This is a genomic window from Sphingobacterium alimentarium (assembly GCF_004342685.1).
In the GTDB taxonomy this organism is placed as follows: domain Bacteria; phylum Bacteroidota; class Bacteroidia; order Sphingobacteriales; family Sphingobacteriaceae; genus Sphingobacterium; species Sphingobacterium alimentarium.
Genome location: NZ_SMBZ01000007.1, coordinates 1 through 15,005, shown reverse-complemented (window position 1 = coordinate 15,005; position 15,005 = coordinate 1). Strand labels below are relative to the sequence as shown.

Here is a 15,005-nt window from a genome sequence, read left to right as displayed (position 1 = left end):
AGGTGTTAGTTTATTCTTCTTCTGAGGATAAGTCCTCTTCCACTTCGGAGGATAGGTTGCGCAGTAATCTATGGACTTCCTCTTCAGAGGCTATCAGCTTAGCTTTGCAAATGCTGATTAATTTGGAGGCACGTTTAATTTTGGCCGCCAGATCATCCACATTTACTTCTCCAGTTTCGATGTCAGCAACGATTTGTTGTAGTTCTTTGAATGCGTCTATATAGGTGTATTGGATTTCCATTTCTTTATTGTGTTGATGTTACCGTACTTTTTACTTTTCCGTCGAGTAGTAGCGTCTCGATGGTGTCTCCTTCTTTGACCTCGGCTAGAGATTGTAAGGCTTTGCCATTGATGCGAGTTACTGAAAATCCCCTTTTTAGCAATTGTATCGGGTCCGCCATATTGATTAGTCGTGATATATTGTCTAGTTCGCCATATTTGTCTTTGAAAAAATGTTGGCTAGATAGCTGCAGCCTTTGATTCAAAATCCTGATGCTATGGTTTTCCTGCTGAAGCCGATTTTTACTCTCCCAAGAGAGAGACTGGGCAAAAGCTTGCAATTTTGAGTTTTCAACCAAAAACTTATTTTTTGAAAGCACAACCAATTGCTCTTGAAGTCTATCCAGTGGAATAGAAAAATTATGGAATTTCTGAATTAAAAAGTCCGCTAATTCACTCGGAGTAATGGCGTTTTTGTATGACACCATTTCACTCACTGTTTCGTTGGTGGAGTGTCCAATGCCCGTGAGCACAGGTAAGGGAAAGATGGCAATGGCTTTGGCTAAATTATAATTATTATAAGATGATAGCCCCACCTCGCCACCACCGCCACGGATGATGGCTACTGCATCATAGGCTTCAGCCCGTTCGGCTATGACAGCTAATTGTTTGATAATCGAGGGAATGGACTTGTCGCCCTGCAACAGTGCAGGATACAGCGTAGTTTCAATCTTGTAGCCCCATGGATTCTGATTGATTATTTTGTAAAAATCGGAAAGCCCCTTGCTCGTTTCTACCGAAATAATGGCCAATCTTTTGGGAATGAGTGGAAAAGGAAGTCTTTTATTGGCTTCAAATAAGCCTTCTTGATGCAGCCGTAATATACTTTCTTTCTTCTCTCTTTCTAGTTCACCCAACACAAAAGTAGGGTCGATATCCACTATCCTTAGGCTCAAGCCATGCAAAGGGTCGTAAGAAATTCCCGCCTGAAAAAGAATAGTAATGCCATCGCGAAGGGGCTCATGCAGCAGTTTGATAAAAGAGTTGTTTATGCGTTCGAAATCTGATTTCCAAATGATGGAACGGATCTCGGCTACAATCTTACCTTCTTTTTTCTCAACCAATTCAGGATAGCAATGACCAGAATGTTTGTAGTGATTCAATTTATTCATTTCCGCCTTGATCCAATACAGATTTTTGTAGCGATCGGCTAACGTACGCTGAATACTTTTGGTAACCTCCAAAAGCGAGAAAATGGTCTTATTCGCAACTTTTTCTGGCATATTTCAAATATAAGTTAATAAAAATAACGATAAAAACGAAATGAAGATGTTACTTAAGAATTTGCCGTTTTGTGCGTTTTATTAGTACATTTACGTTAGAAACCTTGTTATAAAATGAAAATAAAATCTAAATCCTACAGTCTTTTATTCGCATTTGTATTGTTCGCGTGTAGCGCTCAGGCACAGTACAAACAGACTATGGCTAACAAAACTCAGCTGCTATCCAATAAAGATAAAACCATCCCTTTTGGGCGGCTAGATGAATTGAAAATCGCGGTAGCTGTACCTTCCACGGTTAAGTATCGTGCATTCATTGAGCAATTGGAGCGATATGCTGAAGTGAAAGTTCTAGATTTAAATCAACTGAATGAGCAAGGTAAGCTTAGTAATACGATTATTGTAGCAGGAACGGCATCTGACTTAGCCATCATGAATGTGGCTTTGCTCAATCAAGCGGCATCCAACAATAAAGATGTGATATTATGTAAATTCCTGGATAGCGATATCAGCAAGGTGCAACATTCGGCTCAGCTAGGAGGTAAAGTCTCTGAATTGGTTTACCCGGAATTCTCAGAATCGGCACAACGTAATTTGGCCATGAGTTTGTTTGGTGGGTTAGCCATCACAGAAGGCAATTCCACACTTAGAACCACACAGACTCGCTTGCAATACACGTATGGTGTAGGCTCGGGGCTGAATTTAGCCAAAATGTCTCAAAAGATTGATGCCATTGCTGCCGAAGCTATCCGCGAGGAAGCGACACCAGGTTTGGTGGTTATGGCAATTAAAGATGGACAGATTATCTTCGAAAAAGCCTATGGGCATCACACTTACGAAGCCAAACAAAAGACAACGGTAAAGGATATCTTCGATCTAGCTTCGATAAGCAAAATCGCAGGAACTACTCCTGTAATCATGCACCTGCAAGAGAAAAATGCGATCCATTTGGATAGTACGATGGGCAGCTACCTTTGGGATGTGCGGTCGACCAACAAAAAAGATATTACCTTAAAGTCCGTATTATTGCATGAGGCAGGATTTACACCATTTATTCCTTTTTATAGAAATTTAAAACCTGGTGATGTACAACGTTTTCCATCAGCGACACATCAAGTACAATTGGCAGATAGTGCTTATTTGCGAAACAATTATTACGAAGAGGTCATGTGGCCACAAATGATGGAATCAGCAGTCAAGCCAATAGGCAATTATGTATATTCGGATATCAGTATGTATGTGATGAAGGAAGTTGCCGAACATGTCACTAGTGTACCTATGGATGAGTATGTACAGCAGCTGTTATATAGACCAATTGGAATGAAAACAGCAGGATACAATCCGCGTACCCGTTTTGATAAATCTCAAATTGTGCCGACTGAACACGACACCTCATTCCGAAAAGTTTTGCTTGAGGGATTTGTGCATGACCAAGGGGCTGCGATGGCTGCAGGTGTAGCCGGACACGCCGGGTTATTTGCTTCGGCAAATGATTTAGCTATTTATGGGCAGTTGTTGCTGAATCGTGGAGAATATGGCGGCACACGTTATTTTAAGCCCAATACGGTGGATTTGTTTACTTCCACCCAATCTAAAACGAGTCGCCGCGGTTTAGGATTTGACCGTTTTGATCCTGATCTGAAGAAAGAATACCCTTCTAAGTTGGCTAATGCCTCCGTGTATGGTCATACAGGCTATACTGGAACTTGTATCTGGATCGATCCGAAGCATCAGCTGATTTATATTTTCTTGTCCAACCGTGTACACCCACAAGTGTCTACGAAACTGTTGAATTTAAATATCCGTAGCCGCATTCAAGATGCGATATACGAAACTATTAATGAAGCGAAATAATGAATAAGGCGCTAATATTAAACTTTTTGGCATTATGTTCCTTTGTGCATATGGCCAAGGCCCAGCAAGATTATAATAAAATACACAAAGACCTATTGGTTGTCGATGGGCACAATGATGTGATTATCTCCAGTATCTTGGATGGACATGACATCAGCAACAGGCTGACTACAGGTCATACGGATATTCCTCGTCTCATCGAAGGCGGGATAGATGTTCAGGTTTTTGCGGTGTGGTCTGACGATAAGCGATGGAAAACAGGAGCTTACAGGCATGCCAATGATCAGATTGATGCCTTGGAGAAGGTTATCAAAAAGAATAAGGGCAAAATTGCTATTGCCAAAAGTGTAGCCCAGATCCATAAATTACAAAAACAAGGTAAAATCGCTGCGATTATCGGGATAGAGGGCGGTAATATGATCGAAGAAAGTATTCCCAACTTAGTCAAACTGCACAAACGCGGAGCGAAATATCTGACGCTGACGTGGAATTATAACTTGTCATGGGCGACTGCTGCCGCACTGGAAGATATAAAACCGCACGCCGAGCAACGCGGATTATCCGAAAAAGGCAAACAGATTATCCGCAAAATGAATGAATTGGGAATGATGGTGGATCTTTCGCACAGCAGTAAAAAAACATTTTACGATGTAATGGAGGTTTCTACTAAGCCTGTGTTGGTTTCGCATAGCAATGCCGCCGCTTTGACACCGCATACCCGTAATTTGGATGATGCGCAATTGGAAGCCTTGAAGAAAAATGGTGGCGTGGTAGGCGTAAACTTTTATTCAGGTTTTCTAGATACTGCTTTTGAATCGCGAGTGGAGCAGCTTTATGATAACCATTTCGGTAAGCCTACGGAGAAAATGTCCGCTTCACGAAAGTATAATAAACTTCCGAATGACCTAAAATTTCAAGCCGACGCTAAACTGGAGACATTGTTGGATCATATCGATTACTTAGTTAGCAAAGTCGGTATTGCTCATGTAGCGATCGGTTCGGACTATGATGGTATCGAATCTACGCCGCAGTACTTAGAAGATGTTTCCAAATTTCCTTTATTAACAAAAGCACTGCTCGAACGCGGATATAGTCAGGAAGATTTAGCCAAAATTATGGGCTTAAATTTTCTGCGCATCATGGAAGAAAACGAAAAGAAATAGCAAATCTAGCTAATATAAAAGAAGAGGCCGTCTCCATAATTGTGCGGCCTTTTTTAGTTTGGCAGTAATTTGTCAGTTTATAGCCACTGTGTGAGCTACAAGTTCATAATATTTCAATATTTCGTTTAAAACGATGAAAAAGCGGTATTTTTAGGCCGCTTTCTTTCTTAGATTCTGTGCAATTGCCAATAACCCCCATTCTATGGACACTAAATCTTTACCGCGGAGCATAAAGCGGCGGAAATTATGATTTTGTTTTATGTTTCCGAAGACCGGTTCCACATCACAACATCGTTTTTTTCGTTTGAGAATTCCTTCTTCGCTATTAAGAAGTTCATAGGCTATTTCTTTGTGCCGATTTAGATTTTCATTTACTTGAATAATTCTATTCCCAGCACTCTTATGACAAGCTCCATTTAATGGACAATTAGTGCAATTTGCTGCTTGATATTTTTTTACCTCTTGCTCAAATCCTGAAGCGTTTTTTATTTTAAAGTTTTCAGGAAAAAGCTGTATCGGTTGAATACTAAGCTTTTATATGGGTAATCAAAGATTACAAGGTAACGATTTGGTAACGGTGCTTATTGCTTTGCTTTTCAATGTGTTTCCGTTCGCTCATAGCAAATATACAAAATCTTATAAAGTATTTATACGGATATTCTGAATATCTTACTCTTAAAATTAAGGGAGATGAAATCTTTTGATCCATCTCCCAACTTTTAATAGGACAATGAAAGTCCAACTCCAAAACCCATATCGCTGTCGTAATGCGTTCTAATTCCCATATTCTTGTTCAATACATAACTCAATTCTGCCATATATTCTTTGTCTGTGTTTACCATAAAACCTGCTCTTATTCTTTTGGATATTGGAATATCTTCACGCATCAAAGACAATCGTACAATTCCATCGTGATAAACTTCTGCCTGAAAGTTCACCAACATTGGTAAGGTGTACATAAAACCTAAACTAAAGGCACTGCGTGTATCTTTTTCATTTTTCTGCCCGAATAAGTTCGTTTCGTGTTCATCCATTCCCATTTTTCTGTAGCGGTAATCGAAACCAACAAAAGGCATAAACCATTGCATTTTTCCGATGTATCTTCCAAAATGTGTTTCTACTTCATAGCCGTGCATATCGTTATACCCTAATCGCCATTCTGTACCCAAAGACCACCTTGCATTTTGAACCATTGCTTCGCCATCATTACCATTGGTTGCAAAATCATTTTGAACCATAATGTGTGGCATATTGCTTTCTCTTTGCAATTTATTGTAGGCTTGTTTTTTGTTAGGTAAATAAGGGTTTTGGTAATCGTCTACGGCAAAAACTCTGTTCATTCCGCCCATCATATGATATAAAATATGACAATGAAAAAACCAATCTCCTTCTTCGTTTGCTAAAAATTCTATGGTATTAGTTTCCATAGGCATTATATCCAACACATTTTTGAGTGGTGAATATTCGCCTTTACCATTGATTACCCTAAAATCAAAACCGTGCAAGTGCATCGGGTGACGCATCATTGAGTTGTTGTAAATGGTGATGCGTAATACTTCTCCTTTTTTTACAGGGATTTTATCCGTTTCTGAAAAAACTCTATTGTCCATACTCCACACATAACGGTTCATATTTCCGGTAAGGGTAAACTTTAATTCCTTTACTGGTGCATCTTTTGGAAGTGTGGTATTGTGGGGCGATTGCAACATTGCGTAGTTCAGGGTTGTAATTTCGCCTAACGCATTTGCATCGTAACGGTGGGGGTCATCATCCATATTATGTTGGCTATGGTCTTGCTTTTGTTTTGCATCACCCGTAATTTCGGGATACATTACCACATTCATATCCATTTGGTTCAGGCTCATTTTCATTCCCATATCGTCCAAATCGCCATTCATTTTCATCATATCGTTCATCATTTTCATTCCTTCAAAATATTTCAATTTTGGAAGTGGTGATATTAACTGTTTGATACCATTGCCTATAAAATAGCTTGCTGATTGTGTGCGGTCTTCAGTTGTGGCTAAAAATTCATAAGAAACGCCCTCATCGGGAATGGTTACTACGATGTCGTAGGTTTCGGAAACGGCAATGATTAATCTATCTACTTCAACAGGCTCTACATCATTGCCATCATTGGCTACTACGGTAATTTTTCCGCCAGCATATCGCAACCAAAAATAGGACGAAGCTCCACCATTTGAAATCCGTAAGCGTACTTTATCACCTGCTTTTAGTATTTTGCCGTCAATTGTTTTTAAATCGGATGTATGATTTCCGTTGATTAAAATTTTATCATAATACACATCGCTCACGTCCATTGCCAACATTCGTTTCCATTCGTTGGTTAGCTTTGTTTTGAAATGACCTTCTCTGATCGCTTCTGCGTAAGACTGGGTTGCATTTTTTTTAATGGCTGCCCAATCGTTGGCATTGTGCAACATACGGTTGATATTATCTGGATTAAGATTTGTCCATTCGCTTATGATAATCGGAACGGTTGCCAAATCATCTATTCCTTTCCTGAATGTTTTATCATCATCTCGTTTTTTCATTATAAAACTTCCATACATTCCAATCTGTTCCTGCAAACCAGAGTGTGAATGATACCAGTGTGTACCGTGTTGGATAATGGGGAAACGATAAGTAAAACTTGTACCTGCCTCAATGGGTTTCTGTGTTAACCACGGCACACCGTCTTCTTTGTTCGGCAAAAATACTCCGTGCCAATGCAGCGAAGTACTTTCTTTTAACTGATTGTGGACTACAATTTCAGCAGTATCACCTTCTGTGAAAGTAAGTGTAGGCATTGGAATTTGACCGTTCACGGCAATGGCTCTTTTCTCTTTTCCTGCGTAGTTTACCAATGTGTCTGTTACATATAAATCATAACGAACTACTTTTTGGGCGAAAAGAGAAGTTGTTGCCAATAGCAATAAAGCTATCGGCAACAGTTTTTTCTGAAAAAGGTTTTGTATATCCATTTTAAGATTTTCATATTTTTATCTTTTGTTCAATAATTGTTTTGCACTATCAGAAGCACAGATTAATCATGCTCCTAACATAATTATATCTTTGATTACAAGTCGCCCTGCTCCCGACAAATAAGGAAATCCAAATTGAGGCGTGGGAAAATCGCCACCCAAATTTGGAACATATACTTCGGGGGTGGTTAGCAAAAATGATAAGGTTACCAAAGACATTCCAAAAGTTAACACACCTCCAATAAAACCAATTTTGGCATACCAAATTCCCAATAAAGTAAGAATGCCGATCATCACAATGACTGTTCCTAAACCATAAGAAAAAATGTATGTATTGTTTTCTTTATGCCAGTCAATGTTCTTTTGAACTGTTTTGCTCTCAGGGTTTTTATATTCATTGTATTCGGGAGCTTCTTTGTCGTAAAAGAAACTCATTACCGGACTATTCGCAACAAAAGGAACTATCCCGTCTGCTTCATACTGAAACGCTTTCAGTCCACCAATCCAAGCCATCACGATAAAAATTGCTATGCGTGTAAGGTTGATGAACTGTTTTTGGCTGCTGGCAAATATTTTAATTAATTTCTCCATTTCTATTCGTTGAATTTTGATTTGTTAAACCTGCCTGTAAATTGATATTAGTATTATTTCTTTATATTTTAATGCTTCTAAGTCTAAGTGCATTTACAATTACGGAAACTGAACTAAAACTCATTGCAAGTGCTGCTATCATTGGAGAGAGCAATATTCCGAAAAACGGAAATAATACACCTGCTGCAATTGGGATTCCTAATATGTTATAGACAAGGGCGAAAAACAGGTTCTGCTTAATGTTTTTCATTACAGCATCACTTAAATTTCTGGCTTTCACAATTCCGTGTAAATCGCCTTTTACCAAAGTTATCATAGCACTTTCAATGGCTACATCTGTGCCTGTTCCCATTGCTATACCAACATCACTTTTTGCTAATGCCGGTGCATCATTAATTCCGTCTCCTGCCATTGCCACCACGTTCCCTTTTTCTTGTAGTTTCTCCACTTCTTTCAGTTTATCTTCAGGCAACATACTTGCTTTAAAATCTGTAAGTTTTAGCTCTGAAGCTACTGCTTGTGCGGTGTCGTGATTATCACCTGTCAGCATTACAACTGCTATGCCTTTTTCTTGTAATTCTTTAATGGCTTTGGCACTTGTTGCTTTTATTTTGTCACCTATAACAACATAACCAACCACCGAATTGTCTATTGCGAGATAAGAAACCGTCTTTCCTTGTTTTTGAAATGCTTTCGCTTCGTCCTCCATTTTAGAACTGATTTCGGCTTTAGCGTATTCCATCATTTTTGGATTTCCCAAAGCAACGTTCTGACTATTGATAGTAGCTTCAACACCTTTTCCTGTAACAGCATTAAAATTTTCCGAATTGATTATTTCAGTATGCTGTTCTTTTCCGTATTTAACTGTTGCTTCGGCTAATGGATGTTCGCTATTTGTGTTCAATGAAGCGATGTATTGAAGCAATTCGTTTTCGCTGAAACCATTATTGAAAGAACCGATACTTTCTACTGTTGGTTTTCCTTCCGTAATCGTTCCTGTCTTATCAATGATTAACGTGTCTATTTTGTGAAATTTTTCCAATGCTTCGGCATTTTTAATCAATACGCCATTTTGGGCACCTTTGCCTACACCTACCATTACAGACATTGGCGTTGCCAAGCCCAAAGCACACGGACAAGCAATAATTAAAACGGCTATTGCATTGACTAATGCATAAACATAAGCAGGTTCTGGTCCCCAAATTGCCCAAACTATAAAGGTGCTTACCGCAATGAGAACTACAATCGGTACAAAATATCCCGACACTCTATCGGCTAAATTTTGAATAGGGGCACGGCTTCTACTGGCATCATTTACCATTTTAATAATTTGAGAGAGCAAGGTATCGCTACCGACTTTTTCGGCTTTCATCAAAAAGGTTTGATTGCCATTTATCGTTCCACTACTTACTTTATCGTTCATAGCTTTATTCACAGGAATTGGCTCTCCCGTAATCATAGATTCGTCAATGGTTGTATCGCCTTCGATGATAACACCATCAACAGGAATTTTTTCACCAGGTTTTACTTTAAGAATATCGTTTAATTCTATTTTGTCGATGCTAACTTCCACTTCTTCGCCATCAACTATTCTTGTGGCTTTATTGGGTGCTAATTTCAACAATTCTTTTACTGCCGAATTGGTTCTACTGTGTGCACGAGCTTCTAAAAGTTGCCCCAACAAAACCAAGGTTAAAATAACGGTTGCTGCTTCAAAATAAACGTGGACTGCTCCGTGATGTGATTTAAATTGTTCGGGAAAAAAATCCGGAAAAAGTATACCCACCACACTGAACAACCAAGCTACACCTGCACCAATTCCGATAAGGGTAAACATATTAAGATTCCAGGTTTTGATGCTTCGGTAAGCTCGTTCAAAAAACATCCAGGTGGCATAAAACACAACAGGAATGGACAAGAAAAACTGCACCCAGTTCCATTGTTTTTGTCCCATCAAATCATATAAAGGATTGTTTGGAATCATTTCGCTCATTGCAATAATGAAAATTGGCAATGTAAAAACGGTTGCAATCCAAAACTTCTTTGATAATTTTTTATAGGTCTTTTCTTCTGAAGAAAGGTCGGGTTGCATCGGTACTAAATCCATTCCGCAGATAGGACAAGAGCCTGCTTCGTCTTGTACAATTTCAGGGTGCATGGGACAGGTCCATTGATCTGTGTTGGAAGTAGATAGATTTTGTTCCTCCACCAAATCCATTCCGCAGACTGGGCAATCACCAGCTTTGTCGTATGTTTTATCGCCTTCGCAATGCATAGGACAATAAAATACTCCAGTCCCTTTTCCTTTCGGTTTATCGTGCTGTTTGGGTTCTGAATGGTGATGATGTTCCCTTAAATTGTGAATGCTATATCTTCCACCATCATTTTTTAAAACTTCTTGAAATGTTTCTAAGTGAATATGTTTTTCCATTTCAATAGTAGCTTCTGCCTTTTCTAAATCAACAGTAACCTTTGATACGCCTTCTATTTTTGAAAGCGTTTCTTCTACGTGGCTACGGCAACCGTTACAGGTCATTCCGTGTATATGATAGGTATGTTTCATTGGTTTTTTATTTAATTGTTTCTACTGTGCTTCCGCAAGTCAGCATTTGTGAACCGTAATACGGATTTTTGATTGCATTTTCTTTGCTTAACCAATTTGCACCTTTGCCATCGTTTGCCATTGGGCAATGCTGATAGTAAACAGGAGTTTCAGATTTTGAAACCTTTATTAGTTCGTACATATTTTTTGACAAACTCATAAAATGGTCTCTTTGATGTCCGATATCTTTTGTGTCTGAAATATGCTCTGTATCAAATAATAGGTCTTTCATTACTTTCATCCAAATGATATGTTCATCTGTTGTCAATGTTTCCATTTTTACTGCGGAAATTGCGATGCTCAAATTCTTTGCTTTTGCAGAAGCTGTATTTCCGTCTGTTTTTACCAAAGCATCTTTTAACGCAAAATAACTTTCAAAAACAGTGTTCAGTTGGTTTGTTTCCTGTTTTTCGATTGTTGCCGTATGGTTTGAATGGTCGTGTGTTTCTGTTTTGGGTGCTGCTTTTGAAACTGGTTTATTCACTCGTTCATAGTGGCAACATTCAGGAAGTTTTGCATATACATCATTTGGCGCAAGAAACTTATCGCTGTCGTAACCTGCCAATGCAATACGTTTCAAGATTTCGTCCTGATTTGTTTTGGTTGCATCGTAAGTTAGGGTAGCTATTTTAGTGTCTTTGTTCCAATCTACACTGGCTACCTTTTTCAGATTTCCTGCTTTTTCAATAGTGCTTTCACACATTTCGCAATTTCCGTAAATTTTTACGGTTTCAGTTTTTGAGTTTTTAATTTGAGCATTACTAACTCCGAATGACAGTATTATCAATGCTGTCAATAAATATCTTAATGAATTCATTTTTGAAAATTTTAATGTTTATAAAAATACTAATTCTGAAAGCACTTATTTGCTTTCGATTGGACAGAACTATGGCTGTCAAGGCAAGAATTTAGCTTATTTTGGGAGGTTGCCAAATAGAACGAAAACCTGAAGAAATGTAGGTTTCTGTAAAGAAGAAACTCAATTTTTCAGTGTAGAAAACGCTATGTCTAAGTTCGGAAAAAACAGGTAATGCAATAGTGATGTTTATAGTTGGGCAATAGCAGGATGAATTTCCACATTGTCCGTTACAACCGTCATCGTTTTTGTCATTTTGCGAATGACTTTTTTTGCAACACTCTTTCGTGTCGCCTGTTTGTGAAGGACTTTTCTCACAACAAGACTTTTCTGTTTTTTCAGTCTTTTTTCCACAAGCATAGGTCAGCGTTGGTGTCAAAAAGAAACCAAGCATCACAATCAGCAATATGAAAATTCGTCTTGTCATAAATTCAATTACACAAAGTTACAAATTTTATGCAGTCGAGCGTTGGGAAAATTACTCACTACACTATTTCTTTTTTTGGTGATCGTGAATAGCCTCGCTTATTTCAATTCTTTTGATTAGCCTGTTTGAAATTTTGATAATTAGTTTCATTCTCAAAGTAAGCCACCTCACCGTTATCTCCGATAAGGACAATATAAGCGGTCGCCTTATCAACCTTTTCTAATGTATGAGGGTCTATTGCATATCTTACTGTACCGTCTTTTGGTATTCTTTCCTGACACATTTTACAACAACCGTAATACATTTTTCCCTCAAACGGTACTTCCAACTGCTGTTTGCCCATATAAGCATCATTAACCATACAAACCAAATTACTCGGTACGTGGTCGCCCTTTGTAGGCGTGTTGTTTTTTACCACTGACGAAGTTTGGTTATCAGAATTTGTTTCGTTATTTTTTTGATTACAACCAATAAAAAGTACCGTGGCAATAGCCACGATACTTACTAATTTTAATTTCATTTTCATATCTCAATTATTTTTTATCATTATCAGAATTATGGGGCTTGTTAGGAACTTCCGTACCCTCTTGTACTTCTTCCGAGCCCATTTTTAAAATTTTATCTCCGTCATTCAGGTCGCCAAATACTTCGATTTGCTCGGGCATTACACGACCTTTGCTTACAGGTACATTCTTAGTCTTACCGTTTTCTACACGGATTATATACACACCCATTCCGCTTTCCACTACGGCAGATTTTGGAACGAAAAATGTAGGCTCTGAATTTTGCAATGGAATGACAGCCTCTGCAATCATATACGGTTTTAACGCATTGTTTTTGTTGATAAAATCGGCTTCGATTTTCTCCGAACGCAGTTTTAAATCAAGGCTTCCCGATTTTCTGCTGACCTTTGCAACGTATTTCTCCTGCGGTTGTGAACGAACGTGAAAACGTATCGTATCGCCTAATTTGATATAAGGCGTATTGGCTTCGGGAACTGACAAGTTTAATCTCAAATTGCTGTTGTTCTCCACAACCAACAAAGGCTCTTTGTTCATTGGCGTAACAAATGCACCCAAATCAACATTTCTGCTTGTTATCGTTCCGCTAAACGGTGCTTTGATAACCAAGTAATTATTAACGTCCCTGATTTCTTTGTACGCAGATTTAGTGGCATTCAACAGTGCCTCGTCTGATAGCATTCGGGCTTTGATTTGGTCTAAAGCGTCTTTGGCAATAGCTCCCTGTGTTTGGTTCGCTTTCATTGTTCTGTCGTAGGTCGCTTTTGTGGAAAGATAGACTGCTTGTTGAGCTTCCAACTTTGCTTTGGCACTCGCTACCTGAGATTGTATTTCGGGAGCTTCAAGCACTACCAATACTTGCCCCGCCGAAACTCTGTCGCCTATATCCACACGAATACTTTTTACATAGCTGTTTACTTTTGCAAACAGTTCGGTCTGTTGGTCGGGTTTTAATTCCCCTGCCAATTTCAACATTACCAAAGGGTTTGTTTTAGAAATCTCAACGGTTTCCATTGGGTTCATCATTCCCATTCCCATACCCATTGCAGGCATACCGCCCTCTTTTTTGGGTTCTTCTTTTTTCTCGTTGTTGCAGGCTACCAAAGACAGAGCCATTGCAAATATGATGATTGACTTATAGTTCATTGTTTTGATTGTTAGAGTTAATGAAATGTGTACTGTTTTCGTCTTCAGGGTCTAATGACGGCGATACGATTGTCGCTTTGCCTTGTACCCAAGCAAATACCAATGGTAGCAATACCAATACTGAGAAAGTCGAAGCTATCAGACCTCCGATTACAGCTCTACCCAACGGAGAAACTTGGTCGCCTCCCTCGCCAAATCCGATAGCGATTGGTAACATACCTGCGGTCATTGCCAACGTAGTCATAATGATAGGACGAATACGCAAATTGGCTGCTCCCAATGCCGCTTTTACGGCGTTGCCGTCTTTCAGTCGAAGCGTTTCCGCATTACTGATTAAGAGTACCGCATTGGCAATGGAAACCCCGACAGCCATAATCACACCCATATAGGATTGCAGGTTTAAGGTCGAGCCTGTAAGGTTAAGCAATATCAATGAACCTAAAACCACAAATGGAACGGTCGTCAAAATCACAAACGAAACCCTGAACGATTGGAAGTTAGCCGCCAACATAAGGAAGATAACCACAACGGCAATCAATAATCCACTTGCAAGGTTATTCATTGTATCGTCCAATACAGGGGTCATACCTGCTACCTGAATATTTACACCTTTGGGCAATTCGCCCAAAGAAGCGATTGCCTCCTCAATGTCTTTCTGTGCCTTGCCTAAATCCGATTTGTGTACATTGGCTGTAACGGTTGTATAGCCCATTGTACCCAAGTTGTAACTTTCTCCCAAAGTTTTCGTTGGGGTAATCGTAGCTACATCGCCCAAAACAGGTCTGTCCGAATTTTTGGAAAGCGGAATATTCGCTAATTCGTCTTGGCTGTTCAGTATGTTTTGTGGCATTTGTACCTGTACATCGTAAGCAATGCCCATCATACCGCCAACCCACATATTTTTGTTAGTATATCTCGATGAAGCCAAACTCGGCGTTAGCGACCTTGCAATATCCTGTGCATCAATTCCTAATTGAGCGGCTCTCACACGGTCAATATTGATTTCAAAAGCCGGGTAGTTCATTGACTGCGGTATTTGTTGGTCACGCATATAATCTAACTCTTTCAGCTTTGCCAACAATTTGTTTGCGGTCATCGCATTCATTTTCTTCATCATTCCCGAAATGCGGATTTCAACAGGCGTATTCGCTCCCTGACTTAAAATCTTTTCGGTAAGCTCAATCGGCTCAAAAGACAATTCCTGACTTGTCCGGGCTAATTTTGGTAACTTTATAAGTTGTTGATAATGTTGTTTTTAGTTGTTTAGAAATCGTATTTTGCTGACCTAAAGTGTAAAAAATGCTTAAAATCAGGCAAATTAAGTATAGTAAAGGGTCGACATCTGTACAAGTTTATGAAATC

General features: G+C 39.1%; 12 protein-coding genes and 1 pseudogene. 2 read left to right on the top strand and 11 right to left on the bottom strand.

Annotated elements, in window-relative coordinates:
* Positions 1–10: 10 nt before the first annotated feature.
* Both xseB and xseA read right to left on the bottom strand, forming a co-directional pair.
* On the bottom strand, positions 11–241 hold the full coding sequence (gene xseB / locus EDC17_RS04105) for an exodeoxyribonuclease VII small subunit (protein ID WP_132776878.1): 231 nt from the start codon (positions 239–241) through the stop codon (positions 11–13).
* 4 nt (positions 242–245) lie between these two features.
* On the bottom strand, positions 246–1,502 hold the full coding sequence (gene xseA, locus EDC17_RS04100) for an exodeoxyribonuclease VII large subunit (RefSeq protein ID WP_132776877.1): 1,257 nt from the start codon (positions 1,500–1,502) through the stop codon (positions 246–248).
* Between the two features lie 114 nt (positions 1,503–1,616).
* On the opposite strand from xseA, the gene EDC17_RS04095 reads away from it, so the two are divergent.
* Both EDC17_RS04095 and EDC17_RS04090 read left to right on the top strand, forming a co-directional pair.
* The gene (locus EDC17_RS04095) at positions 1,617–3,353 is read left to right on the top strand and encodes a serine hydrolase domain-containing protein (RefSeq protein ID WP_132776876.1); all 1,737 of its coding nucleotides are present in this window, start codon (positions 1,617–1,619) and stop codon (positions 3,351–3,353) included.
* Positions 3,353–4,516, top strand: coding sequence for a dipeptidase (locus EDC17_RS04090; protein WP_132776875.1), 1,164 nt, complete (start codon positions 3,353–3,355; stop codon positions 4,514–4,516). The genes EDC17_RS04095 and EDC17_RS04090 overlap by 1 nt, the downstream gene beginning before the upstream one ends.
* A 150-nt stretch (positions 4,517–4,666) precedes the next feature.
* Here the strand turns inward: EDC17_RS04090 and EDC17_RS04085 are convergent.
* The 9 genes and pseudogenes from EDC17_RS04085 to EDC17_RS04045 form a co-directional block, all read right to left on the bottom strand.
* Positions 4,667–5,002: pseudogene (locus tag EDC17_RS04085) on the bottom strand (transposase); the annotation flags it as partial.
* Between the two features lie 233 nt (positions 5,003–5,235).
* Positions 5,236–7,500 carry a multicopper oxidase family protein gene (locus EDC17_RS04080; RefSeq protein ID WP_132776874.1) on the bottom strand — a complete coding sequence of 755 codons (2,265 nt, stop codon included), beginning with the start codon at positions 7,498–7,500 and terminating at the stop codon, positions 5,236–5,238.
* Between the two features lie 66 nt (positions 7,501–7,566).
* Positions 7,567–8,091 carry a DUF417 family protein gene (locus tag EDC17_RS04075; RefSeq protein WP_132776873.1) on the bottom strand — a complete coding sequence of 175 codons (525 nt, stop codon included), beginning with the start codon at positions 8,089–8,091 and terminating at the stop codon, positions 7,567–7,569.
* A 61-nt stretch (positions 8,092–8,152) separates the two neighbouring features.
* Positions 8,153–10,654, bottom strand: a complete 2,502-nt coding sequence (locus EDC17_RS04070) for a heavy metal translocating P-type ATPase (protein ID WP_132776872.1) — start codon at positions 10,652–10,654, stop codon at positions 8,153–8,155.
* A 7-nt stretch (positions 10,655–10,661) separates the two neighbouring features.
* Positions 10,662–11,510, bottom strand: coding sequence for a DUF3347 domain-containing protein (locus EDC17_RS04065; protein ID WP_132776871.1), 849 nt, complete (start codon positions 11,508–11,510; stop codon positions 10,662–10,664).
* A 91-nt stretch (positions 11,511–11,601) separates the two neighbouring features.
* Positions 11,602–11,976, bottom strand: coding sequence for a hypothetical protein (locus tag EDC17_RS04060; RefSeq protein ID WP_132776870.1), 375 nt, complete (start codon positions 11,974–11,976; stop codon positions 11,602–11,604).
* Between the two features lie 103 nt (positions 11,977–12,079).
* Positions 12,080–12,502 carry a hypothetical protein gene (locus tag EDC17_RS04055; RefSeq protein WP_093366310.1) on the bottom strand — a complete coding sequence of 141 codons (423 nt, stop codon included), beginning with the start codon at positions 12,500–12,502 and terminating at the stop codon, positions 12,080–12,082.
* A 7-nt stretch (positions 12,503–12,509) separates the two neighbouring features.
* The gene (locus tag EDC17_RS04050; RefSeq protein WP_243646035.1) at positions 12,510–13,643 is read right to left on the bottom strand and encodes an efflux RND transporter periplasmic adaptor subunit; all 1,134 of its coding nucleotides are present in this window, start codon (positions 13,641–13,643) and stop codon (positions 12,510–12,512) included.
* Positions 13,633–14,841, bottom strand: a complete 1,209-nt coding sequence (locus EDC17_RS04045; RefSeq protein ID WP_243646034.1) for an efflux RND transporter permease subunit — start codon at positions 14,839–14,841, stop codon at positions 13,633–13,635. The genes EDC17_RS04050 and EDC17_RS04045 overlap by 11 nt, the downstream gene beginning before the upstream one ends.
* Between the last annotated feature and the right edge of the window lie 164 nt (positions 14,842–15,005).